The organism is Pseudomonas sp. BF-B-26 (genome assembly GCF_019956495.1).
GTDB lineage: Bacteria > Pseudomonadota > Gammaproteobacteria > Pseudomonadales > Pseudomonadaceae > Aquipseudomonas.
Window position 1 is genome coordinate 21,483 of record NZ_JAHBDP010000082.1, and the last position, 22,779, is coordinate 44,261.

General features: G+C 57.6%; 20 protein-coding genes. 12 read left to right on the forward strand and 8 right to left on the reverse strand.

Going from position 1 to position 22,779, the window contains the following annotated elements; all coding sequences use genetic code 11:
- Window positions 1-111: 111 nt before the first annotated feature.
- Both KGB03_RS18200 and KGB03_RS18205 read right to left on the reverse strand, forming a co-directional pair.
- Window positions 112-327 carry a molybdopterin-binding protein gene (locus KGB03_RS18200; RefSeq protein WP_008145745.1) on the reverse strand — a complete coding sequence of 72 codons (216 nt, stop codon included), beginning with the start codon at window positions 325-327 and terminating at the stop codon, window positions 112-114.
- Window positions 328-463: 136 nt separating this feature from the next.
- Window positions 464-1,726, reverse strand: a complete 1,263-nt coding sequence (locus KGB03_RS18205; RefSeq protein WP_223528078.1) for an OprD family porin — start codon at window positions 1,724-1,726, stop codon at window positions 464-466.
- Between the two features lie 266 nt (window positions 1,727-1,992).
- Between KGB03_RS18205 and KGB03_RS18210 the strand changes: the two genes are divergently transcribed.
- The 4 genes from KGB03_RS18210 to KGB03_RS18225 all read left to right on the forward strand — a co-directional run bounded on the left by KGB03_RS18210 (window position 1,993) and on the right by KGB03_RS18225 (window position 8,238).
- Window positions 1,993-2,940, forward strand: coding sequence for a LysR family transcriptional regulator (locus tag KGB03_RS18210; protein ID WP_008145748.1), 948 nt, complete (start codon window positions 1,993-1,995; stop codon window positions 2,938-2,940).
- A gap of 91 nt (window positions 2,941-3,031) precedes the next feature.
- The gene (locus KGB03_RS18215; protein WP_223528082.1) at window positions 3,032-3,835 is read left to right on the forward strand and encodes a putative hydro-lyase; all 804 of its coding nucleotides are present in this window, start codon (window positions 3,032-3,034) and stop codon (window positions 3,833-3,835) included.
- Between the two features lie 231 nt (window positions 3,836-4,066).
- Complete coding sequence (locus KGB03_RS18220; protein ID WP_223528017.1) at window positions 4,067-5,230, forward strand: substrate-binding domain-containing protein; 1,164 nt, start codon at window positions 4,067-4,069, stop codon at window positions 5,228-5,230.
- Complete coding sequence (locus tag KGB03_RS18225) at window positions 5,218-8,238, forward strand: EAL domain-containing protein (RefSeq protein ID WP_223528020.1); 3,021 nt, start codon at window positions 5,218-5,220, stop codon at window positions 8,236-8,238. The genes KGB03_RS18220 and KGB03_RS18225 overlap by 13 nt, the downstream gene beginning before the upstream one ends.
- Window positions 8,239-8,410: 172 nt before the next feature.
- Here KGB03_RS18225 and KGB03_RS18230 read toward each other — a convergent pair whose 3' ends face one another.
- The 4 genes from KGB03_RS18230 to KGB03_RS18245 all read right to left on the reverse strand — a co-directional run bounded on the left by KGB03_RS18230 (window position 8,411) and on the right by KGB03_RS18245 (window position 11,471).
- The gene (locus KGB03_RS18230; RefSeq protein WP_223528023.1) at window positions 8,411-8,872 is read right to left on the reverse strand and encodes a hypothetical protein; all 462 of its coding nucleotides are present in this window, start codon (window positions 8,870-8,872) and stop codon (window positions 8,411-8,413) included.
- Between the two features lie 318 nt (window positions 8,873-9,190).
- Entirely contained in the window at window positions 9,191-9,547 is a 357-nt protein-coding gene (locus KGB03_RS18235; RefSeq protein WP_223528026.1) for a DUF6124 family protein, read from the reverse strand.
- A gap of 410 nt (window positions 9,548-9,957) precedes the next feature.
- Window positions 9,958-10,458, reverse strand: a complete 501-nt coding sequence (locus tag KGB03_RS18240) for a GNAT family N-acetyltransferase (RefSeq protein WP_223528029.1) — start codon at window positions 10,456-10,458, stop codon at window positions 9,958-9,960.
- Window positions 10,459-10,556: 98 nt separating this feature from the next.
- Window positions 10,557-11,471 carry a pirin family protein gene (locus tag KGB03_RS18245; RefSeq protein ID WP_223528032.1) on the reverse strand — a complete coding sequence of 305 codons (915 nt, stop codon included), beginning with the start codon at window positions 11,469-11,471 and terminating at the stop codon, window positions 10,557-10,559.
- A 126-nt stretch (window positions 11,472-11,597) separates the two neighbouring features.
- Here KGB03_RS18245 and KGB03_RS18250 point away from each other — a divergent pair, with 126 nt between their 5' ends.
- The 8 genes from KGB03_RS18250 to KGB03_RS18285 all read left to right on the forward strand — a co-directional run bounded on the left by KGB03_RS18250 (window position 11,598) and on the right by KGB03_RS18285 (window position 20,623).
- Window positions 11,598-12,527, forward strand: coding sequence for a LysR family transcriptional regulator (locus KGB03_RS18250; protein ID WP_223528035.1), 930 nt, complete (start codon window positions 11,598-11,600; stop codon window positions 12,525-12,527).
- A gap of 266 nt (window positions 12,528-12,793) precedes the next feature.
- Window positions 12,794-13,645, forward strand: a complete 852-nt coding sequence (locus KGB03_RS18255) for a sugar phosphate isomerase/epimerase family protein (RefSeq protein WP_223528038.1) — start codon at window positions 12,794-12,796, stop codon at window positions 13,643-13,645.
- 14 nt (window positions 13,646-13,659) lie between these two features.
- Window positions 13,660-14,730, forward strand: a complete 1,071-nt coding sequence (locus KGB03_RS18260) for an isopenicillin N synthase family dioxygenase (protein WP_192408238.1) — start codon at window positions 13,660-13,662, stop codon at window positions 14,728-14,730.
- Between the two features lie 44 nt (window positions 14,731-14,774).
- The gene (locus KGB03_RS18265; RefSeq protein WP_218537026.1) at window positions 14,775-15,569 is read left to right on the forward strand and encodes an ABC transporter substrate-binding protein; all 795 of its coding nucleotides are present in this window, start codon (window positions 14,775-14,777) and stop codon (window positions 15,567-15,569) included.
- Window positions 15,570-15,633: 64 nt separating this feature from the next.
- On the forward strand, window positions 15,634-17,181 hold the full coding sequence (locus KGB03_RS18270; RefSeq protein ID WP_223528041.1) for an amino acid ABC transporter permease/ATP-binding protein: 1,548 nt from the start codon (window positions 15,634-15,636) through the stop codon (window positions 17,179-17,181).
- Between the two features lie 59 nt (window positions 17,182-17,240).
- Window positions 17,241-18,029 (forward strand): SDR family oxidoreductase, encoded by a 789-nt coding sequence (locus KGB03_RS18275; protein ID WP_223528044.1) that lies wholly within the window; start codon window positions 17,241-17,243, stop codon window positions 18,027-18,029.
- Between the two features lie 379 nt (window positions 18,030-18,408).
- A complete protein-coding gene (locus KGB03_RS18280; RefSeq protein ID WP_218537029.1) occupies window positions 18,409-19,593 on the forward strand; it encodes a serine hydrolase domain-containing protein in 1,185 nt (394 codons plus the stop codon).
- Between the two features lie 106 nt (window positions 19,594-19,699).
- The gene (locus tag KGB03_RS18285; RefSeq protein ID WP_218537030.1) at window positions 19,700-20,623 is read left to right on the forward strand and encodes a transporter; all 924 of its coding nucleotides are present in this window, start codon (window positions 19,700-19,702) and stop codon (window positions 20,621-20,623) included.
- A gap of 79 nt (window positions 20,624-20,702) precedes the next feature.
- Here the strand turns inward: KGB03_RS18285 and KGB03_RS18290 are convergent, their stop codons facing one another.
- Entirely contained in the window at window positions 20,703-21,731 is a 1,029-nt protein-coding gene (locus KGB03_RS18290; protein ID WP_223528047.1) for an AraC family transcriptional regulator, read from the reverse strand.
- A 53-nt stretch (window positions 21,732-21,784) separates the two neighbouring features.
- Window positions 21,785-22,735 (reverse strand): LysR family transcriptional regulator, encoded by a 951-nt coding sequence (locus KGB03_RS18295; protein WP_033053263.1) that lies wholly within the window; start codon window positions 22,733-22,735, stop codon window positions 21,785-21,787.
- Window positions 22,736-22,779: the final 44 nt, after the last annotated feature.

Consider the following 22,779-nt stretch of genomic DNA (forward strand, 5'->3'; position numbering starts at 1 on the left):
ACACCTGAAACAACCGCCGACACTTTTCTCCTGTCAGCACCGATAACAGAAACGCCGCTCAGTGAGCGGCGTTTTTTGTGAGTTCTACTGAAGTGACGAACAGGCACCCTTTCAGAGCTTGGCGATCGATACTTCGGTGGATTTGACGAAGGCAATCACCTCGCTCCCCACTTTCAATTCAAGATCGCGCACTGAACGGGTGGTGATCACCGAGGTGACGATGCCGGAGGCGGTTTGCACATCGATTTCGGAGACCACTTCGCCTGTCACAATTTCCTTGATGACACCCTTGAACTGGTTGCGGACGTTAATCGCTTTGATGGTCATGATGAGGCTTCCTGTCTGATGTCGAATACATCCGCACGGATGTGCAGGCCTTCAAAATGAACCTCCCAAATCAATATTAAAAGGAATAAATATCGATTTACTTATTCCCACATCGAATATCAAGTCCGCCCAGCCTCTACCACAGCGCCACGGTATAGCTGACGATCAGGCGGTTCTCATCCAGGTCATTACCGAAGTTCGAACGCACTGACGCGTTGCGCCATTTAAGACCCAACCCTTTCAACGAACCGTCCTGCACCACGTAAGCGATATCGGTGTTGCGCTCCCATTCCTTGCCCTCACCCGGCGCAGTGCGTTGCACATTGTCGCCAGAGATGTAGCGCGTCATGAAGGTCAACCCCGGCACACCGAGTGCGACAAAGTTGTAGTCGTAGCGTGCCTGCCAGGAGTGCTCGTCGATGTTGGCGAAGTCACCGATCTGCACGAAGTTGACCAGGTACGGGTCGCTGCGCCCGATATACGGAAACGGATCGTCGCCGCTCATGCGCTGATAGCCAACGCCCAGCGCATGACCACCGAGGCTATAGGTGAACAACGCACCGAAGGCCTGGTTGTCGATATCACGAAAGTTGCCGTCTTCGGTGCTGCGTGCATAGCGCACGTCGCTCTTGAGCGACTGGCCTGAGCCCAGGTCCAGCGTGTGCACCAGCCCGAGGTAATTTTGCTGGTAGATGTTTTCCAACTGGCCGTAGCGGTACTGCACGGTCAGGTTCGGCAGGAACTGATAGTCCGCCCCGGCAAACTGAAACTTGTCGCTTTGCCCGCCAATGCGGTTGGCGGTCATGTCCTGATAGTCGGTGGAGTCGACGAAATTGATCTGCGTGAGCTGACCGGCCGTGAGCTTCAAACGATCGATTTCCTGCACATTCACCAGGCCGCCCTTGAACGTGCTCGGCAACAGGCGGGTATCGTTGGAGCTCACCACCGGGTCCTTGATCTGCAATGTCCCGAATTTCAAGATGCTGTTGGACACGCGCATTTTGCCCGTCAGGCCTAACTCGCCATAGCGATCCTGTGAGCCGCCGGATAAATCCGGTGGCAACAGATTGGTACCCGCCGTCCCGCCGCCGGAGTCCAGTTTGAAACCGGCCATGCCCAAAACATCCAGGCCGAAACCGAACGTGCCGGCGGTGTAACCCGACTCCATCCGCAACAGAAAACCCTGCGCCCATTCCTCGGCCTTGTCCCGCGAACCGTCCTGGCGAAAATCACGGTTGAAGTAGAAGTTGCGCGCTTCCAGGCTGCCTTTACTGTCCGCCACGAAATCCGCCTGAGCGGCCGGTGCACAGAGCAGGCTCAGGCCGAGCAATGTGCCAGCCGGGGCGTACCCCTTGAATGGTCGGGTACGCCCCGCTTTTGAAGGCACGTGGACAGTCATGGTTTTTTCCATGGAAGAGGTTCCTGCGGCAGCAAACGAAGATGACGGACACGCCTCATTATTTTTTTGTGAAGGCGTTGTCGTGGGGGGCGGACGCAGCGATCTACGTCGTGGGGCGGATTCTTCGTGCAGGGGCAGAACGGCGTCAAACGGGAAAAAGACGAGGTTATGCATAAGAAAATTTGATGCCCGCGATGGCGGACTCTGGAGTAACAATTGCAACTCGCCCCTTCATTACAAGAGCCATAAGCGCCAAGGGAACCGCCATGAACCTCAAATTCCTCGAAACCTTCGTCTGGGTCGCCCGCTTGCAAAGCTTCAGCCTGACCGCCGAGAAAATGTTCAGCACTCAGGCAGCGATTTCCAGCCGGATCGCCGCGCTGGAAGACGAGTTGGGCCTGCGCCTGTTCGTGCGCGATTCACGCGGGGTGTCGCTGACGCCTGAAGGTCTCAAGGTGCTCGACTATGCCGAGCAGATGCTCGAGGTTCAGCGTGCGTTGAAACACTCGCTGGACAACACCAGCCCGCAGCAGGGATTGGTGCGCATTGGCGTGATGGATACGGTGATTCACACCTGGCTCAGCCCGTTGATGTCGACCCTGATGCAGACCTTCCCTGCCGTGGAAATCGAGATCACTGCCGACGCCGCGCGCAATCTCTGCGAGCAACTGCAAAAGGGCTATCTGGACATCGTTTTCCAGACAGACCTGATCCGCCACGAAAGCGTGCGCAACCTCGAACTGGCGCACTATCCCATGCACTGGATCGCCGCCAGCAATTCGATCTATGCCCGGCCTTATGCCTCGCTCACCGAGATGGCCGGCGAGCGCATCATCACCTTCGTCAAACATTCACGACCGCATCAGGATGTGCTCAACCTGTTGCACGCCCATGGCATCGGCGCACCGCGCGTCAGTTGCGTTAACTCGGTGTCGGCCATGACCCGGCTGATTCGTGACGGCTTTGGTATTGGCGCCTTGCCGGCGGCACTGGTGGCCAAACCCCTGGCCAGCGGCGAGTTGATCCAGCTGGACCCCGGCAGCCGCTTGCCGCAACTGGATGTCGTGGCCTCTTGGCGCGCGGGGGTCGGACTGGAACTGATCGAGAACATCGTCGAGATGAGCCGCCAGGTGGTCTGCCAATACGCTGCGGATGTCGGTCCGTTACTTATGGTGGCGGCACCGGGCCTCGACAGCCGACTGCCCCCTGAATAACTTTTAGTTGTCTGAGGGCAACAACATTCCTTGTTGGACGGCATCACCACGGTTTTCTAAAAAGGCTCAACGAACCTGCCGAGATGCCATGATGAACCAACCTACCCTGCCCTTCGAACAACTGCAGCGCAGCACCCCTCTCGCCCTGCGCCAAAGCATCGCCGCCGGGCACTATCAGGGTCACACCAGCGGCTTGGGCCAAGGCCGGGTGCAAGCCAATATCGTGATTTTGCCCAGTGACTGGGCCAATGAGTTTCTCAGGTATTGCACCCTCAATCGTCAAGCCTGCCCGCTGCTCGACATTACCGAACCGGGCGATCCTTATTTCCGCAATCTTGGAGCAGGCATTGATATTCGCCATGATGTGCCCCGATACAGGGTTTATCGCGATGGCGAACTGAACGAAGAACCGCTGGATATCGAACACCTTTGGCAAGATGACCTGGTGGCGTTCGCCATCGGCTGCTCGTTCTCCTTCGAACAACCGTTGCTGGATGCCGGCATACCCCTCAAGCACATCGATCTAGGACGCAATGTCGCCATGTACCAGACCAACATCGACACGCGCCCCACCGCTCGCCTCGGCGGCAAGCTGGTGGTGAGCATGCGGCCGATGAAAGCCGCTGCCGCCATCCAGGCCATTCAAATCACCGCACGCATGCCCAATGTCCACGGCGCTCCCGTGCACATCGGCGATCCGTCGCTGATCGGCATCCACGCGCTCGACACCCCGGACTACGGCGACGCCGTCCCCATTGAAGCTGACGAAATACCGGTGTTCTGGGCGTGCGGTGTGACACCTCAATCGGTGGTGCAGGCCTCACGCCCGCCGCTGTGCATCACCCACGCCCCCGGTTGCATGCTGGTGACGGATTTGTACAACAGCGCTTTGTAAAGGCGTGGGTGTGCTTGAGTTCAGTGGATTGTGCCGAAGCCTTGTAAAACCACTCAATGTAGTCAACGATGCAATTGGCCTTCGTCCCTTGTTTTGTGCCATGGACCCTGTCCCGTTTCCTGAATGTTCAGGACTAAAGTTCGCGCACTTTGCCCACAAAAGACCGGATGACAGCAGAACCGACTATCCTTTCGGACAGTGAACGCTGCACTCTTGGCAAAAAGGGACGCCATGCCAGACTTTGATCGCGCCATCGACTCCAGACCCGGGCTACTCTGGATCGCTTCAATTACGGTTTTCTGTCTTTTCACCGCAACGCCCGGATTCGGCCAGAACCTGCCAACCACAGCGGGTGTCGAAAACGCCACGGTTACGGTGATTCAAGCGCAGGAAATCGTTTCCAGGGCCACTCTCGAAGCCGTTCGCTGGAGCGGCCCTGAATCCGGCCCGCAAGCCCTGCCGGGCAAGAGCATCGCCTTTGTCGCAGAAGATTTGCGTAACGGCGGAATTGTCGGTGTCGCGCAAGGTGCTCGCGAGGCTGCCAAGGCGATGGGCTGGACCCTGAAGATATTCGACGGCGCTGGATCATCGGCCGGACGCGCCAAGGCCTTTTCCGATGCCCTGGCAGCGAAACCCGACGGCCTCATTCTGTGCGGCTCCGATGCCCTTGAGAACAATGCGGCACTGATCCTCTTCGCCAACAGGGATGTGCCGGTGGTTGGCTGGCACGCCGGGGCACGGCCCGGGCCGATTGACGGCACGCCGGTGGCCATGAACGTCACGACCGACCCGCTCGAAGTGGCTCGCCTCACGGCCATGGCGGCGGTGGCACAGTCAAACGGACACGCCGGCGTGGTCATCCTGACCGACTCCAAGTACAGCATCGCCATGGCGAAAGCCAAGGCCATGGAAAACGTCATTCGGGCCTGTCAGGAATGTACGTTGCTGGAAGTGCGCGATGTCGCGATCTCCGAAAGTGGCGAGAAGATGCCGGCGATCACCAAGGAGCTGCTTCAGCGCTATGGCAAACGCTGGACCCACACGCTGGCCATCAACGATATCTATTTCGACTACTCGATTGCCTCATTGACCAACGCCGCAATACCCAGCGACGGCATCAGTCTGTTGTCTGCCGGCGATGGCAGCGCTTCGGCTTTCTTGCGCATACAGGCAAAAACTTACCAGACCGTCACCGTGGCCGAGCCGCTCAACCTGCATGGCTGGCAAGTGATGGATGAATTGAACCGGCTGTTTGCAGGTCAGCCGGTGAGCGGCTTCGTCGCGCCGATTCACCTGGTCAATGCCGACAATATTGCCTTCGACGGCGGGAAGAAATTCCAGTACGACCCTGACAATGGCTATCGAGACATCTATCGCCACCAATGGAATCCATGACATTGGACGTTATTTCCCGGCTCGGACGCCGGCTATTGCCGCAATCGCTACGCGCACAGTTCACACTGGCGTTTCTGACGCTGGCGCTGCTGATCCTGGCGAGTGGTGCAACGGCGGTCTACGCCGTGCGCACGTCAAACAACGCCACCCGCCAGCTGACGGATGAACGACTGGTCCGCATGCAAGATGGGCAAGACATGCTGCAGCGTACCTTGCTGATCGAACGCCAGACCGATCAGCTCCTGACAACCCGCTCCCCCGACACCCTGCGTTCAAGCTATGCGGCGACTGTCGAACAGCTTGAAGCCCTTGATCAACTGGTGCAGCAGCTGACTGCCGCGAACAGTGGCGTGGCGATACTCGACATGCATCAGTCGAGTCAGATGTTCCGCAATACCGCCAACATCGTTGCTCAGCTGCGAGAAGGCCTGCTGCAAACCGAGGTCACCTTCGAACAAACCATGGAGGATCACACCGCCCGGTTAACCGCGACTCAGACCCAGGCCAGCCTCGAACTGGCGGTGTTACTTTTCGATCTGCCGCAGGCTGTTGACAATGATGCCGTGCAACGGCTGCGGATCCGATATGAGCGCCTGTCACGCACCGCAGGCAAGTTACCCGACGCCGATGTGGGGACGCCTGATCTCTTCTCCCTGCGCCTGAAGCTCATCAATCAGCACAACGTCATACAGCGCTTCAATGAGGAACTGAAGAATGAGGCTGGGGTTCTGGTCGCGGTGGCCCGTGCGCAATCCAGCGCTTACACCGAAGACTATCGCGAAGCCCTGCAGCGCCTGGTCGAAGCCTCAAATCGTAGCCAGCAATGGGTGCTGATCATGTTGGGCGCCAGCCTGGTATTCGCCTGGTTCGTGACCCGGGTCTTCATGGGCCGTCATGTGCTCATGCGTCTGAATGAAATAAGCCGGCAATTGCGTCAGGAACACACTGACAAAACGCATTTGATGATGGCAGAACATGGGAAAGACGAGATCGGCAACATGGCTCGCGCGGTGAATCAATTCCTCAAAGACCGACTTCAACTGGAAAAAAGAACGGTCCAATTGAGTATCGCCACAGAGCGGCTCGCGCTGCAAAACAGCCGACTGGAGCAAGAAGCCGTGATCCGTGCCGGACAACGTCATGTCCTGGAGTTGATCGCCAGGAGCACCGAGCTGGCAGAAGTCCTCGACAGCCTGGCTCACCTGGTGGAGTCCCAGTTGAAGGGGATGATGGTGTCCATCCTGGTGCTGGATGAGGATGGCAAACACCTGCTGCACGGGGCGGCCCCCAGTTTGCCGAAAGCCTATAACCAGCTCATTGACGGGATTGCGATCGGTCCGAACGTCGGTTCATGCGGCACCGCGGTGTATCGACGAGAACCGGTCATCGTCACGGATATCGAGCTGGATCCGCTGTGGGAAGCGTACCGTTCAGCCGCTGCGCCCTATGGATTTCGAGCCTGCTGGTCGACGCCGATTCTGTCCCATGAGCGAAAGGTATTGGGTACGTTTGCCTTGTATTCCAATACCGTACGCAGCCCCAGCTCGGCCGAGACGCGACTGATTGACATGGCGACACCGCTTGCCGGTATTGCGATAGAACGCCAGCTTACCGAAAAGCGCATTCGCTATATGGGCGACCATGACGCACTGACCGGGCTGCCGAATCGCACACTGCTCGAAGACCGTCTCAAGCAGGCGATGCTTTATGCCCAGCGCTACGACCGCCTGGTGACGGTGGTGTTTCTCGATCTGGACAAATTCAAACTGGTGAATGACAGCCTTGGACACAGTGCTGGAGACGAACTGCTGAAAACCGTCGCCCAGCGCATGCTGGAGTGCGTACGCCGCACCGACACCGTCGTGCGACTGGGTGGCGACGAGTTTGTGATCATCCTGTTCGACCAGCCCTCAGACCTCGACGGCGTTACTCCAGCCCTGCACAAAATCCAGGAAGCCATCCTGCGACCGATTCAACTCAGCGGGCATACACTCCACGTCACCTGCAGCATGGGGTTGGCCACCTACCCTGCCGACGGCAGCGATACCGACACGTTGCTCAGCAACGCGGATGCCGCCATGTACCGGGCCAAGGAACTGGGTCGCAACAGTTACCAGTTCTATACGAGCGAGATGAATAACAAGGTTCAGGGCAAGCTCGCCATGCAAGACGGGCTTCGAAACGCACTCAACCATGACGAGTTCCTGCTGCTGTACCAGCCACAGGTGGATTTGCAGTCAGGCCAGATTATCGGAGTAGAGGCACTGATCCGCTGGCAGCACCCCGAACTCGGCATCGTGTCTCCAATCAAATTCATTCCGCAGGCCGAAGAAACCGGGTTGATCGTGCCCATCGGCGACTGGGTGATTCATGCCGCGTGCAGACAGAACAAGGCCTGGCAGGATGCGGGCTGGCCGCCGATCACCATGTCGGTGAATATTTCTGCACGCCAGTTCGTCGAAAGGGACCTGATCGACCGGGTGATGCATGCCTTGCAAGAAACCGGGCTGGACCCGATGTACCTTGAGCTGGAGCTGACCGAAAGCCTGATCATGCAAGACCTTCAGCAAGCCATCAGCAAAATGAAGGAACTGCAATCAATGGGGATCAGCCTCTCGATCGACGACTTCGGCACCGGCTACTCCAGCCTCGCAGCATTGAAAAGCTTTCCGATCGCGAGACTCAAGATCGACCAGTCTTTCGTGCGCGACCTGCCCGACAACGAGAACGACAAAGCCATCGCCACCGCGGTGATTTCGTTGGGGCACAAACTGAACCTCAAGGTCATTGCCGAAGGTGTCGAAACCGAAGAGCAGCAAACCTTCCTGCGTGAAAACGGCTGCGATGAGATTCAGGGCCACTTTTTCAGCAAAGCGGTCAGCGCAGAAGAAATCAGCCTGTTACTGCGTACACCCCGGTTGCCTCAACCGAGCCGCATTGCGAGCCCTGACTCGGTCAGGCGAAAACGCGATGTAAAACGCCCAAGCAGTCCAATGCCGGGGCATTAATACTGCGCAGGGCGTTTTCAACTGCTCGAAGATGCAGGTATTCCTGTGTCGCCCTACTAACTGCCTTCGCGAGCAAGCCCGCTCCCACATTGGTTTTGTGGAGTGCCCGCAATCCAAGGCACGCCTGATATCTAATGTGGGAGCGGGCTTGCTCGCGAAGGCGTCCGAACAATCAGCTCTGGGCTTTGCTCAATTTGGTGAACAGCTCAGTCGGTACTTTCTTGCCATTGGAGGTGTATTGGTTGGTGCGGAACTTGTAGACCTCGCCTTCGGAGAGGAAACCGTCGTTGTTGGTGTCCATCGCCTTGAATTCCTCACCACCCTGCGGGGCCACGGTCAGCAGTTCTTTCAGGGAAACGCGGCCATCCTGGTCAGTGTCGGTACGGGCGAAGGACGCATCGCCGCACTTGCCTTCACCGCATTTGCCTTCGCTGGTCTTGGTGACTTTGGCGCCGGTTTCGCTGGCACCGCACTTGCCTTCGCCACACTTGCCTTCGCTGGTTTTTTCCGTCGAGGCGAGTTGGTAACCTTGTGGCAGTGCATCTGCGGCGAAGGCGCTTGAGGCGAGGTTCATGCTGCCGGCCAGAGCAACTGCGATCAGGCCAATGCGGGATTTGTTCGACATACGGGACATGGTTATTACTCCGGATACAGTGTGAGGCCAGGCCGCCAGGATCATGCCACGAGGGCGATAAGCCGGGGGGCGAGGAGCGTTTGCTTTCTCGCTAAGGCAGGGCTATTTGACTGCAACCGTGTATCCCGGATGTATCCGGATCGAGGGGCATTTGTAAGTCAGTCTCCGCATAGCAGCTGCGGATACACAGCGATACACAGGCCCTGCTCTTTTCCTCTTTGCCCCAAAAGATCGCAGCCTTCGGCAGCTCCTACAGGGGATCGCGTTTCAAATGTAGGAGCTGCCGAAGGCTGCGATCTTTTGATCTTTTGCAGCTACTTACTCCGGCGGATCAATCTGATCCAGCACTCGATTGGCCGTGATCTCGGCCAGCATGATGCTGTTGGAAATACCCAGCAGCGCATAGCGCGACTCACCGTCCAGATGATCCACCAACTGATGGACCATCACATCAACCGAGGCCAGCGTCTCGACCAAATAAACTACCAGGGATTCGGTATCGCTCTCTGGGTCGACGAAAAAACTCTTGTTAGGTGTGCGCGACGTGGCTTTGATGTCGGCAATTGAGAAGTGAAAATCGAGGGCACGCTCGGCGGCCTCATTGAGTTTTTTGGAATCGGGTTTGTACGGGGAAACCGGGTCGGTGTCCGGCGGGTTCGGTGTAGGCTTTTTCATATGCTGAGTTACCTAATGATGTGCCAACCTCTTGCTGCTAAACAAAGAGGGTGGCAACTGCACGCAGGTTAGCAGACCGGGTAACCCAGCAATCCGGCGCGCCCGAGGGCGCCCTACGTACAGCTACCATCAAGTACAGGTAATGAAATACCTACAGGACAGATGCATGCACAGCCGAGTTAACGCGGGCTGCTAAACCCGATCACTGATGGGCAGTGACAGGACTCAAGTTACCGACGGGCCCCAAGGCGCACAAGCCGGCGGATTCTGGCGTAACCGTAGGCAACGGCGCAAGGTTTTGTAGCTTTCAGGAAGTAAACTTGAAGGCGCTTAAACACGCGCCTCCAGCGTTGTTGAAAAAGCAGAGGGATGCTTCCTACACGAGGTGAAAACCTGAGGAGTATCGTCGACTAAATCGTTAGCACAAACCGGCATTCATCCCCGCTCTTGTTGTTACAAGACAGTTGTTCAGACAAGAATCCACACCGATCAAGCACTTTTCTTGAGCCCACGTTTTCCTCGTAGACATAAGCAACCAGTTGCCGAAGTTCCCAACGCACCTGTGCCTCCTGGATCAGATGTTTCAACGCCAGTGTTGCCAGCCCCTGCCCGCAAACGCTTTGAGCAATCCGATAGCCGACTTCTGCCGAGCGCTCGGACCTGTCGATGCTTTTCAGGTTGGCTCGACCCACTATTGTTTCACTGGAATCTACGATAACGAACGGGTGCCAGGCGCCGATGGCAAAATCGGCTAAATAGCCTTCAATGTGAGCGGCGACACCCTGCAACGAGTAGAAATAAGGGTCACGCGCATCAATATGCGTTTCGAACCATTCACGGTTGTCAATTTCGAATGCCAGCAACGCTTGCGTGTCAGTGCTTTTTAGCTCGCGAACTCTAAATGAACTCATTATTCACCTCTCCTTGTCTCAGCCCGAAAGCCGCCTACCCTGGCCAACTTCGTTGAACTGTATTGCGCTTTCAGGCCTGGTCCGGCCGGGCGTTGGGGTTACTTGAAAACTGGCACGGTACTCGACTTGACTGGATTTTGCAGGTACTCACGCAAGCGAACGCCAATCTCTGCGATTTTTGCCTCGCCCTCACGCAAGGCTTGCGGGTTGGTGTGGACCGAGTAGCTCCCCAGTTCAAGATCATAGGGATGCGGTGCCGCTGAACCGATGACGAAGACCGTATCTTCGTGCAGGGCCTTCAGCGTAACGGCACCGCTACCTGGTTCGAAGACAACCATTTCCCCCGCAGTGACTATCCCAGGCACGGAAAGAGCACCTCGACTGACACTCAACCACAATGACTCGTGCCCATTGGGCGGCGCATAAGTCCAGGATTCCCCGGCGCGTAGCGTTACCAGTAAATAGTTCATTCCAGCAGGCGCGCGGACCGGGCTTTGGACACCTTCGTACGCACCAAGAATCACCCGCGCAGGCCCCACTTCAGGCATCGCGCTTGACTCCAGGTATTGGCTGTCGACACTGGCGTTTTCCAACGCGGGCGGTAATGCAACCCACAGTTGAAAACCTTGAATGCGCTTCGATGTCCCTGCCGACATCTCCTTTCCGTGCCAGACCCCGCCGCCCGCCCGCATCCATTCAACACCACCATAGTCGATCATCCCTGAACCCGAATCAGCATCCTCGAAGCGCAAATTGCCTTCAGTAATGACGGTGACGGTGGCGATCCCCGAGTGCGGATGCATTGGCATGCCGCCTATGAATGAACTCTCACCTTCAAACAGATCCAGAAAAACGAAAGGCTTGATCAGGTGGCCCAGATCGGAAGGACTCATCAGTCGGACAATAGCGCCATGCCCGCTACCAGTGGTGCGGTAGCTGATTGCGCGGTGGGTCACGGTTTCGCGTGTAGCGCTTGGGACGATACCGATAGGAGGTTGTTGCTGAATGGTCATGATGATTACTCACAGGAGAGTGGCAGCCTAGCGGCCCGATACCTCAAACAATAGAGCCGGGACGATTGCTTGATTAGCCGATAGAATTGGATTGCACTCGTCCACCTATGACAGGAATGCCCCGCCATGCTCGACCTCAACGACATCGCCATGTTTGTGCAGGTGGTACGCAGCGGCAGCTTTGCAGAGGCGGCGCGACGGCTGGGCATGCCGCCCAATACAGTGAGTCGTCGCATCCAGCAGCTCGAAGTAAATCTCGGTACGCGGCTGCTGCAACGCTCAACCCGCAAGCTCACGCTCACCAGTGCTGGTCAGGATTTTTATGAGCGTTGCGCGGGAGCGGTCGACGGCCTTCTCGAAGCGGGACAGGAGTTGATGACGGGCAGCGGCGAGCCCAGCGGCCTGGTGCGCGTGGCGGCGCCAGCCGACTTCTTCGACTTCTTCGAGATGGAGTGGGTGACCGAGTTTCTCGCAGCACATCCTCGCGTGCGGCTCGACTTCGTGCTCAGCGATGCGAAGGCTGACTTGATCGCCGAACAGATCGATGTCGCCTTTCGTGGCGGGTCTTTGCGCGATTCAGGCTATGTCGGTCGTCAGATCCTTGACCCGCGTAGCGTCGGAATGGTGGCAAGCCCCGCCTACATCGCAGCGCGTGGCTCACCCCGCACGTTGCAGGATCTGCTGAGCCACGATTGCGTGATCTCCGCGCATCCCAGCGGTCACGCTACATGGCGGATGGTCGGCCCGAAGGGTGAGGAAGAAGTGCAAGTGGCCGGGCGTTTTAGCGCAAATACCGCGCAGGCACTGCGCAAGGCCGCCGTGGCCGGACTCGGCATCGCGCTGCTGCCGCCCGTCATGGCCAGGCTCGACGTTCAGGCCGGCGTGCTCGTACCGGTGCTGCCTCACTACCAACCCAACGGTTACGGCATGAACGTGCTCTATCCGAGTCGCCGGCACCTGCCGCTCGCGGTAACGGCGTTTATCGGGTTAGTGATCCAGAAGATGAATGCGGCAGACGCCCCGGAAGGTCTATCGAAGCACCCCAGTCTCGCTTGAGACTCTTCAAAATGATGCCGTAACAATGGCACCCCTCGCTAATAGCCAGCATAGACACCTACTCGCCCATAAAATCCCCCTTGAAAAGCACGATAAGTAGCTAGCTATTTGTTGAAGAAAGTCTGAAGTATTCATTTGAATTTTCGGATTCTTCCACCCCGCCGCCTATGCCTAACATCGGCTCCACAGTGAACCAGCCACGGCAGTGCCGGCTGGCTTTGTCGAAGTGCTTTTGCAGTAGGCCTGAGAATTTTTGAGGATCACCGATGAAGCTGGAAATTTTCCGCACGCTGTGGGGTTACACCGCCAGCAAGGCCCAGGCACTTGAAGAGCTGCTGCAGGCGGGCTTTGATGGAATGGAAGCACGTCTGCCACTGGACGCCCGTGAACGGGCTAAGTTCGCCGCCTTTCTCCACGCCAATCGCCTGGGTTACATCAGCACGGTTTTCACGGCGTACGATGTGCTGCCGGAGCAGTCGGCGACCCCTGCCGTCCACCTCAATGACCTCAATCAGAAACTCGCCTGGGCTGCCGAGCTCGGCCCACGTTTCGTCAACGTACTGGCGGGCAATGACCGCTGGTCCTTGCCACAACAAGTGGAGTTTTTTGGCCAGGCGCTGGAACTGGCGCGCAAGCACGGCCAGGTCTGCAGTTTCGAAACTCACCGCTCGCGTTCGCTGTTCAACCCCTGGGTGACCCTGGAGTTGATCCGGCAACTGCCCGATCTGTTGTTCACCAGTGACATCAGCCATTGGGTCGTGACCTGCGAGCGTCTGTTGAACGACCCGGCCGATGATTTGAGCGCTTTCATCGAGCGGGTTCACCATATCCAGGCACGGGTCGGTTACGACCAGGGCCCGCAAGTTCCGCACCCGGCGGCTCCCGAATATGCAAAAGAACTGGCTTTCCATCAGCAGCACTGGGAAAGCATCTGGCGCTCGCAGCAAGCCCGCGGTTACCAGGTCAGTACCCTGACCCCGGAATTCGGCGCTGACGGCTACCTGCATCATTTGCCCTTCACCAATGTCCCGGTCGCCGATCTGTGGTCATTGAACGTGTGGATGGGCCAGACCGAGCGCGAACACTTCGAGCGTTTCCACCACTCAAGCCATCCTTAGGGAGCCGATGCGTCATGCCTGACAATAAAAACAACAGCGCCAGCACTGACACGCACAAAGCCAACTTCAATAGCATCCCGGTGGTCAACATCGCCGGTCTGTTCAGCGTCGAACTGGAGCACCGCCTGGCCGTGGCCGAACATTTGGGGCGCGCCGCCAGCGAAGTCGGGTTCCTCTATATCACCAATCACGGTATCGACCCGCAGCTGATCGCCAACCTGCGCAAGGCGGCCAAGGACTTTTTTGATCAGCCCTTCGACACCAAGATGCGGCACTACATCGGCACCTCGCAAACCCACAAGGGCTTTGTGCCCGAAGGCGAAGAGGTCTATTCCAAAGGCAAGCCGGACCACAAGGAAGCCTTCGACGTCGGCTTCGAAGTCCCGGCCGATGATCCGCTGGTGCTGGCCAACACCCCGTTGCTGGGGCCCAACGACTGGCCACAACTGCCGGGTTTCAAGGCGTCGGTGCAGGCCTACTATGAAGCGATCTTCGCCTTGGGCCGGCGCCTGTTCGGCGGCTTTGCCCTGACCCTGGGCCTGGAAGAAAATTACTTCGACAGCCTGGTCACCCGCCCGCCGTCCAAGCTGCGCCTGATCCACTACCCCTTCGACGGTGCCGCCCATGACGCACCGGGTCTTGGCGCCCATACTGACTATGAGTGTTTCACCATCCTCCTGGCCGACAAACCAGGCCTTGAGGTGATGAACAACCTTGGACAATGGATCGATGCACCACCGATGGCCGACGCCTTTGTGGTCAACATCGGCGACATGCTGGAAGTGATGACAGCAGGCGCATTCGTTGCCACTGCGCACCGGGTGCGGAGCGTGAAGGAGGAGCGTTATTCCTTTCCACTGTTTTATGCCTGCGACTATCACACCCAGATCAAACCGCTGCCCGGGTTCACCCAGGGAGGCAACGACTACGAAGAAATCACGATCGGCGAACACATGTACGGCCAGGCACTGCAGACCTATCAGTATCTGCGTCAAAGGGTGGCCAATGGGGACGTTCAACTGCCAGGCAAGGCACGCAAGCCCGCCAGTTTCGGACATTTGAAAAATCAGGCTCAACCGTCCTGATTGAAGTTTTCAGTTACCCCTTACCTACGCCGGAGTCAGTAAAGATGAAAAACAATAATAAAAACCTGTTGAGCTTGGCTGTATTGGCGGCCGGTATGCTCGGTGCCTCGTTGAGCATGGCCGCATCAGACACGTTCAAGGTCGGCATGGAAATCACCTACCCTCCTTTTGAGTCCTATGACAAAGACAAAAACGTGGTGGGCTCAGACCCGGAACTGGCAGCCGCCCTGGCCAAGCACATGAACGCCAACGTGGAGTTCATCGACACCAAATTCCCGAGCCTGATCCTGGGCCTGAACTCCGCCAAATACGACGCGGTCATTTCCGGCATGTACATCACACCGGAGCGCCAGACTCAGGCCCAAACCATCGCCTATGCCAACACCGGTGCCGCGGTCATGGTGCCCAAGGGCAGCGAGATCAATGCGAAAAAACCTGAAGACCTGTGCGGCTTGAAACTGGGCCTGGAACAGGGCACGACCTGGGTCAAGGAATTCAAGAAGCTCTCCGATGAGTACTGCGTGCCAAATAACAAAGGCGCCATCACCGTCAGCGAGTACCCTTCCGCGCCCGAAGTGACCCAGGCCCTGTTGTCCAAAAACATTCAGGCCCAGGTTGAAATCGCTGGCGCTGCAAAAATGATCGCAGAAAAAACCAATGGCCGGGTAGTGATCACCACCGAACACCCGATCTATCAACAAACCCTCGGTATCTTCGTCAAGAAAGGTAACGACGAAACATTCCAGGCCGTGCAAAAAGCCTTCGAAGAGACGAAAAAGAGCGGTGAATACGCCGCTATTCTTAAGAAATATGGCTTGGAAGAACCGACTGCCCACTAAGAACGTGTCCTTGTAGTCTGGTCATCTGCCGCCCCTGCACCGGGGTGGCAGATCGAGGTGCCCTATGCAATTCGATTGGTCGTATTTCTTGTCCCTGTTCTCCCTGCCGGACTTCTGGAAAGCCTGCGTCACGGTGGTCCAGCTCAGTGCCCTGGCCTGGTTCCTCGGCATGCTGCTGGGCTTTGGCCTGGCCACGGCCAAGTTGTCCCAGTCGCCCCTATTGCGCATTCCCGCGGCGGTCTACATCTGGTTCTTCCGCAGCATCCCGCTGCTGGTGCTGGTGGTCTTCGTCTACAACTTGCCCCAATTGTTTCCCGGTAGCGGACCGATTCTGTCGAACCCCTTCTACTCCGGCTTGCTTGCCCTGGTGGTCACGGAAGCGGCTTACATGGCAGAGATCCACCGTGGTGGCCTGATCTCCGTGGCCAAGGGCCAAAAGGAAGCAGGCCGCGCGCTGGGTGTCGGCCTGTTCGGCATGCAGCGCTTGATCGTGATCCCCCAGGCTTTCCGTATCTCGCTGCCGACGTTGATCAATGAATACATCACAGTGGTCAAGCTGACGTCGCTGGTCTCGGTCATCTCCCTGACCGAAATCCTCACGGTCGGCCAACGCCTCTATGCCACCAACTTCCTGGTCATGGAAACCCTGGCGGCGGTGGGCGTGTACTACGTGCTGATCGTCACCGTGTTCGGCTTTTTCCTGCAGCGCCTGGAGCGCTACCTGGACCTGAACTTCCGCAAGCCGCATACACTCGATGCCGCCGCCGTGGTCAAGCTCAAGGCCTGCGCCGAAGCCTTGCCCGACACTGCGCGTAAAGCCGCGAGCAGCAACGCGACGCCCATCCTGCAACTGAAGAACATCCAGAAGAGCTATGGCACGCACCAAGTGCTGATGGGTATCGATCTGAATGTCGAATACGGCCAGGTGATCTCGATCATTGGCCCATCCGGCTCCGGCAAAACTTCGCTGATCCGCACGGTCAACGGTCTGGAAACTATCGATACCGGCGACATTCTGTTGTTCGGTGAAAAATTCATCGAAGCGTCGGACAAACCCAACAGCGCCCGTCTGCGCAAAGGCGTGCGGCACATTGGCATGGTGTTCCAGAACTTCAATCTGTTCCCGCACCGCACCATTCTCGACAACGTCACGCTGGCGCCGCGTTACCACGGCATCCCGGGCGAGCTGAGCGAGCACCGTGCTTATGCGCTGCTGGACAAGGTCGGCCTGCTCGCCCACGCCCACAAGTACCCGCACCAGCTCTCCGGCGGACAGCAACAGCGCGTGGCGATCGCGCGTGCTTTGGCCATGGAGCCGGACATCATGCTGTTCGACGAGCCTACGTCAGCGCTCGATCCAGAGCTGGTGGGCGATGTGCTGAACGTCATACGCGACCTTGCCAGTGAAGGCATGACCATGATTATCGTCACCCACGAAATGGACTTTGCCATGTCGATATCCGACCGGGTCGTGTTCATGGAGAACGGTAATATCCAACTGGATGCTGCACCTGAAACCATACGCTGCGATGCCGAAGGAGAGAGAGTGCGGCGCTTTATGGGCATCAGTACTCGATCGCCAAACCTGCCTGTCACTGCGAATCATGCGTGAGCATGGCGCTGCACCAGGCAACTACTTTCTTTGAGCTTCCTTCTGTCAGGAAAACACGCATGAACCTTGGAATAGCAGGACGCTGGGCGCTGGTGTGCGCGGCCAGCAAAGGCCTGGGTAAAGCCTGCGCACAGGCACTCGTCAGCGAAGGCGTGAACGTAGTGATCATCGCCCGAGGCGAACAGACGCTGAATGAAACAGCCCGTCAGCTCAGAGCGATAAATCCTGAAGTGACGGTCATCGCCGTGGCCGGAGACATTTCAACGCCCGAGGGTCGCGCGGCCGCCCTCACGGCCCATGAGCATTTCGATATTTTGATCAACAACGCTGGAGGCCCTCCTCCCGGGGATTTCCGCGAATGGAACCGCGACGCCTGGCTCAAGGCGCTGGATACCAACATGCTCACACCAATCGAGTTGATCAAGGCAACGGTAGACGGCATGGCGACCCGCGGATTTGGCCGAATCATCAACATCACGTCGAGTGCCGTGAAGTCCCCGATCGAAAGCCTGGGTCTTTCCAATGGCGCGCGCAGTGGTCTGACGGGATTTATCGCAGGGCTTGCACGGCAAGACAACATCGCCAGTCGGAATGTGACGATCAACAACCTGCAACCGGGCTCATTCGACACCGATCGACTGCGTGACAACCTGGTCGCTGCGGCCGAAGAGTCGGGGCAAGACAGTGAGGCATTCCTCGGCGAATGCCGTAGCGAAATTCCTGCCAAACGCTTCGGCTCACCCGAAGAGTTCGGCGCTCTGTGCGCTTTCGTTTGCAGCAGTCATGCGGGCTACCTGACCGGGCAGAACTTGTTGATTGATGGAGGGGCTATTCGCTCCAGCCAATAAAGACGGCAGGCACAAGTGGCGCGAATGGCATAGATGCTTTCGCCATTGCGTTCCAACCTTCAACCCTGATACCGAGTCCAAATGAACTCAGTAGTACGGCAGGCTTCGCAACTAAGTCTGTTGTACTTCCCTATCAGTCGTTATGGGTTGCCGGTGCTTGTCGGAAACTGTCTATCAAGCCCACCTGCGCGGCACTTAAATAAGTGCCTGATTCCGACACCCTCTGCCGGCAGCCGACAGACGCTTTAATTTTATCTTCTTACTCTCCACTGACCGACGTTCATCGCTTCACGTCGGTCCAGTCAGTCCTGCCACTGCACACCCCGCCATAGGCTCTAGCCGAGCGGACTATGGGTCGGGTGTAAGGAGAATAAGAATAATGAATCCAGTGTTTACATCATCACTCAACCACTTGCTCGATACCGTCACCGCTGGACCGCAGCGCGTCCCAGGCGTAGTCGCAGCAATAACCGGGCGCGACGGTTTGCTCTACGAAGGTGCTTCAGGTCAACGGACGCTCGGTCAAGCCGGTGCAATGACGACCGACAGTGTTTTCGCCATGTTTTCGACGACTAAAGCGATAACCGCCACGGCGGTGCTTCAGTTGGTCGAGGACGGCCTACTGGATCTCGATGCGCCTGCCAGGAACTATGTGCCGATGATCGGCGAACTCAAGGTGCTCGAAGGGTTTGATATCGACGGCACCCCGCGGCTTCGCGCGCCCAAAAAACACATCACCACGCGGATGCTTCTGCTTCATACAGCAGGTCTGGGTTATGAATTCTTTAACGAAAACTACAACAGGCTAGTCCAGGAAGGACGCCAACCCAGCATCATCAGTGGATCGTTGGCGGCACTCATGACGCCCTTGCTGTTTGAGCCTGGTGAACAGTGGGAATACGGTTCCAGCATGGATTGGGCCGGTCTGGTGGTCGAGGCCATTACCGGCAAACGTCTGGGTGAAGTCATGCAACAACGTATTTTTGAGCCGCTGGGCATGACCGATACCGCCTTTAGCATGACCGCATCGATGCTCCAGCGACGGGCTGGAATGCATCAGCGTGAAGAAGATGGATCGCTGACCGCAGTCGAGGGTTCCCTCCTTCCAGAGGAACCAGAAGTGCACATGGGAGGCCATGGTCTGTTCTCGACAGTGAAGGATTATTGCCTGTTCATCCGGGCCTGGCTAAACGATGGACAAGGTGATCACGGACCCATTCTGAAGCCTGAGACGATTCGTTTCGCTGAAAAAAACGGGCTCGACAACCTGAAAATAAAAGCCCTTCCCTGCGTGATTCCGAGTATTTCCCACACGGCGGAATTCTTCCCCGGCATGCCAAAGTCATGGGCGTTGAGTTTCATGATCAACGAACAAGACGCACCCACCGGTCGTCCTGCGGGCTCTTTGGCGTGGGCTGGATTGGCCAATCTTTTCTATTGGATCGATCGCAAGAATGGCATCGGCGGTTTTTGGGCCACTCAGATATTGCCATTCGTAGACCCTGTTTCGACCAACGGATATCTGGATTTCGAAACGGCGGCCTACCGCAATCTGACCACCTGAACCCGTACTTGATTCGATTCGCATGAGAGCCCTCCAAGGGCTCCAGGCGATGGCGCAAGAAAACTATCCCCTTCTCCGAAAACAACAAAAACAAAACAGGTGACTCATGGAGATCTCCACACGTACCCCTGTGCGCGCTCGATCCACAGAATGCGCATTTGGCACGTCAACAATCAGTGCTGGCCTCCTGTTGGCGACTCTGGCGGGCAACGCCGGAGCCGTCGATGTGGACGCCGGCGAATACGCCGCTGCGCTTCCAGCCGGCAGCAATATCGGCTTGCTTTACCTCCAGCATGCCGAACGGCGGTCGCTTTACGGTAACGGTCACAAGGTTGCGATCAAAGCGGGACTCGACTCGGATATCGGCATATTGCGCGTCGCGAATTACCAGCAGTTGGGTGACTACACGATCAATACGCAGTTCCTGTTGCCATTCGGGCGCCTGGAAGGAACACGCGATAACGACGCGTTGGGACAAGCCAATGGCACGGGCGACTTGATTCTGGCGTCCACCCTGTGGCTCGTGAATGATCCGGCGAAGAACCGTTACTGGGGCATAGCGCCCTACCTGTACGTGCCGACCGGTAACTATGACCGAAACGATGCACTCAACCTTGGAGAAAACCGTTGGAAGATGACGTTGCAGACGGGCTATGTGACCGGCCTCACTGAAAAGTTATCCCTGGACCTCACCGCCGACGTGACCCTGTTTGGCAAAAATGACGACCTCACGAGTCAAAGCCTGACGTTGCGCCAGAAGCCACTATGGCAAGCCCAGACGTACCTGAGGTACGCCGTGACGCCCAAGCTGTCGGTGCATGTCGGCGCGTCTCAACTCTGGGGTGGTGAGACGCGCGTTGACGGTCAGGATCAGAACGATGAACCCAACACCAGCAAGTACCGTGTCGGGGGATCGTACTGGATGACCCCTACGTTCCAGGCCCTGCTCAATTACGGCCAGGACGTATCGGTCGACAACGGCTTCAAGGAAAAGCAGCGGGTTAACCTACGGCTGTTGTGGGTGTTCTGACCCACAGCAAGTGGTTGGTTTCCTGGGCACCGAGAGCGTCTTGGACGTCACTCTCGGTGCCCTTTTCTGCCTCGCATCGCTAACGCAGTCGGCGCTGCAAGGTTTGGGAGGGTAATTCACTGAAACGCTTGCGATAGATTCCCGCAAATTCACCCAGGTTTAGATAACCCCACCGAAAGGCGATGGTGGAAACAGTTGTCCCCGACTCCGGACCCGTTGCCAATAAATCGCGGCGCACACCCTGCAACCGCTGCTCGCGCAAGAACGCACCGGGCGTCATGCCGCGAAAACGCGAGAAGGCTCCACTCAATGCCCGCACACTGGTCCCGACGGCACTGGCAACCTCTGCCATCGTCGGCAGGCTCGCTGCATTGGCACTCATGAACTCTTCGGCGGCCCTGACATAACGCGGTGCAATCCGGTTCATTGGACTATTGAAATCAAGCCCTGCTTGCGCGGCGCGGGCAGCCCACTCTCGCAATAGATGAACGCAAAGACTTTGCTCCAGATGAGCCCCCAGACGTCCTTCAGCCATGTGTTCGGAAGCCTCGGCCACGCAACGAACCGTGTACTCCAGCAGGCTTAGCCAGCTCGAACCGACTCCGCCGATGACGCACTTGTGTCTCCAGAACTGATCATCGGGCACGAACCCAAACCACTGCTGCGCCATCCGTTCCAAAACTGCATGAGGAATAGTCAGATTCAGTTGCAGGTGATCCGGATCGAGGTCGATCCGGTAATCGACACGACTGCAATTGGCAATGAAGGATTGACCTACTGCCGTATCCTCAGTGACCGAACGTTGAGCCCAGTGCCGGGCATTGCCGCGAATGGTCGTAAGCAGTAACGCATTCCCCGCCTCGGGCGAAAATTCATCGACGCTCACGGCGACTCCATAGGCAAAACGAGTCAGCGTCAACTCGCCAATCCTGGACGAATGCATGGTTGCGTGCGGCTTGATGGCATGCCCGATGGGGGCCACACGATAGGGCATGTATACGCGATCCGACCAGTCGCTGATTTCATCCCACTCGGTTGAAAAGATTTTGTGTTGCTGGCGTAGCGGCTTGCCGCTGACATCGGTTAACAACGCATGGTCGAGACGCATGGAGACACCTGTTTTTATTATTTTAGGGTGAACCGCTGATCAGAGTAGCAACCTCAGGGCGATGGCAAGTAGGCCATCCCTTGCGACTCGCCCATCAGCAGCGGGCGATTGAGATCCGCGCAGGCGCGCAGGTAGTCGGCTACCAAGGTAATCCGCTTGAGCTTGCGCAGGTCCTCGCTGTAGTACATCCAGAACTGTCGAGTGACCTCCACCTCATCCGGGAGCACTTCGCACAGGCGCGGGTCGGGACCAGCGAGGAAGCAAGGCAGGATGGCCAGCGCGCGCCCTTCCAGCGCCGCATGGTACTGGGAAACTACGCTGGTGCTGCGCAGGCGGCTGTGCGCGCCGGGCAGCAGGTCGTTCAGGTAGAGCAGCTTGAAGCTGAAGGCCAGATCCTCGACATAGGTCACGAAGGGGTGACCGGCCAGGTCCTCGCGACTGGCAATCGGCGAATGATTGGCCAGGTACTCCGGTGTCGCATACAGACGCAGTCGGTAGTCGCACAGCCGCGAGCACACGTACGGACCGCGCTCAGGCCGCTCCAGGGTGATCGCGATGTCTGCCTCGCGCCGTGACAGGTTGACGAAGTGCGGGACCGGCAGGATGTCCACGGAGATATGCGGGTAATGGATGATGAAGTGGCTCATCTGCGTGGTGATGAAACAGGAGCCGAAAGCCTCGGTACAGCCGATGCGCAGGTGTCCGGCGAGCCCCCCGGTGGTTCCGGAAACCTGCTCGCAGGCTGCCAGCAGCGTACTTTCCAGCGTTTCGGCGTGACTGACCAGGCGTTGCCCCTCGACAGTCATGACAAAACCCGACGCTCGGGACTTCTCGAAAAGCAGTGCACCAAGGCTTTGCTCAAGGGCTCGGATGCGCCGCGACACCGTGGTGTAGTCCACCCCCAAACGACGTGCTGCGCCACTCGCGGTGTGAGCACGGGCGACCTCGAGAAAGAAGCGCATATCGTCCCAATTCACATGACTTTGGGTTGTGCGTTTTTGCATATTCATCAGGCTTTTCTGCCAATACATATTGGAAATTAGCCAAC

What these genes read in the sequence shown, in the direction of transcription:
- KGB03_RS18200 (WP_008145745.1), bottom strand. Translation starts at nt 327, where the DNA reads ATGACCATCAAAGCGATTAACGTCCGCAACCAGTTCAAGGGTGTCATC.
- KGB03_RS18205 (WP_223528078.1), bottom strand. Translation starts at nt 1,726, where the DNA reads ATGACTGTCCACGTGCCTTCAAAAGCGGGGCGTACCCGACCATTCAAG.
- KGB03_RS18210 (WP_008145748.1), top strand. Translation starts at nt 1,993, where the DNA reads ATGAACCTCAAATTCCTCGAAACCTTCGTCTGGGTCGCCCGCTTGCAA.
- KGB03_RS18215 (WP_223528082.1), top strand. Translation starts at nt 3,032, where the DNA reads ATGAACCAACCTACCCTGCCCTTCGAACAACTGCAGCGCAGCACCCCT.
- KGB03_RS18220 (WP_223528017.1), top strand. Translation starts at nt 4,067, where the DNA reads ATGCCAGACTTTGATCGCGCCATCGACTCCAGACCCGGGCTACTCTGG.
- KGB03_RS18225 (WP_223528020.1), top strand. Translation starts at nt 5,218, where the DNA reads ATGGAATCCATGACATTGGACGTTATTTCCCGGCTCGGACGCCGGCTA.
- KGB03_RS18230 (WP_223528023.1), bottom strand. Translation starts at nt 8,872, where the DNA reads ATGTCCCGTATGTCGAACAAATCCCGCATTGGCCTGATCGCAGTTGCT.
- KGB03_RS18235 (WP_223528026.1), bottom strand. Translation starts at nt 9,547, where the DNA reads ATGAAAAAGCCTACACCGAACCCGCCGGACACCGACCCGGTTTCCCCG.
- KGB03_RS18240 (WP_223528029.1), bottom strand. Translation starts at nt 10,458, where the DNA reads ATGAGTTCATTTAGAGTTCGCGAGCTAAAAAGCACTGACACGCAAGCG.
- KGB03_RS18245 (WP_223528032.1), bottom strand. Translation starts at nt 11,471, where the DNA reads ATGACCATTCAGCAACAACCTCCTATCGGTATCGTCCCAAGCGCTACA.
- KGB03_RS18250 (WP_223528035.1), top strand. Translation starts at nt 11,598, where the DNA reads ATGCTCGACCTCAACGACATCGCCATGTTTGTGCAGGTGGTACGCAGC.
- KGB03_RS18255 (WP_223528038.1), top strand. Translation starts at nt 12,794, where the DNA reads ATGAAGCTGGAAATTTTCCGCACGCTGTGGGGTTACACCGCCAGCAAG.
- KGB03_RS18260 (WP_192408238.1), top strand. Translation starts at nt 13,660, where the DNA reads ATGCCTGACAATAAAAACAACAGCGCCAGCACTGACACGCACAAAGCC.
- KGB03_RS18265 (WP_218537026.1), top strand. Translation starts at nt 14,775, where the DNA reads ATGAAAAACAATAATAAAAACCTGTTGAGCTTGGCTGTATTGGCGGCC.
- KGB03_RS18270 (WP_223528041.1), top strand. Translation starts at nt 15,634, where the DNA reads ATGCAATTCGATTGGTCGTATTTCTTGTCCCTGTTCTCCCTGCCGGAC.
- KGB03_RS18275 (WP_223528044.1), top strand. Translation starts at nt 17,241, where the DNA reads ATGAACCTTGGAATAGCAGGACGCTGGGCGCTGGTGTGCGCGGCCAGC.
- KGB03_RS18280 (WP_218537029.1), top strand. Translation starts at nt 18,409, where the DNA reads ATGAATCCAGTGTTTACATCATCACTCAACCACTTGCTCGATACCGTC.
- KGB03_RS18285 (WP_218537030.1), top strand. Translation starts at nt 19,700, where the DNA reads ATGGAGATCTCCACACGTACCCCTGTGCGCGCTCGATCCACAGAATGC.
- KGB03_RS18290 (WP_223528047.1), bottom strand. Translation starts at nt 21,731, where the DNA reads ATGCGTCTCGACCATGCGTTGTTAACCGATGTCAGCGGCAAGCCGCTA.
- KGB03_RS18295 (WP_033053263.1), bottom strand. Translation starts at nt 22,735, where the DNA reads ATGCAAAAACGCACAACCCAAAGTCATGTGAATTGGGACGATATGCGC.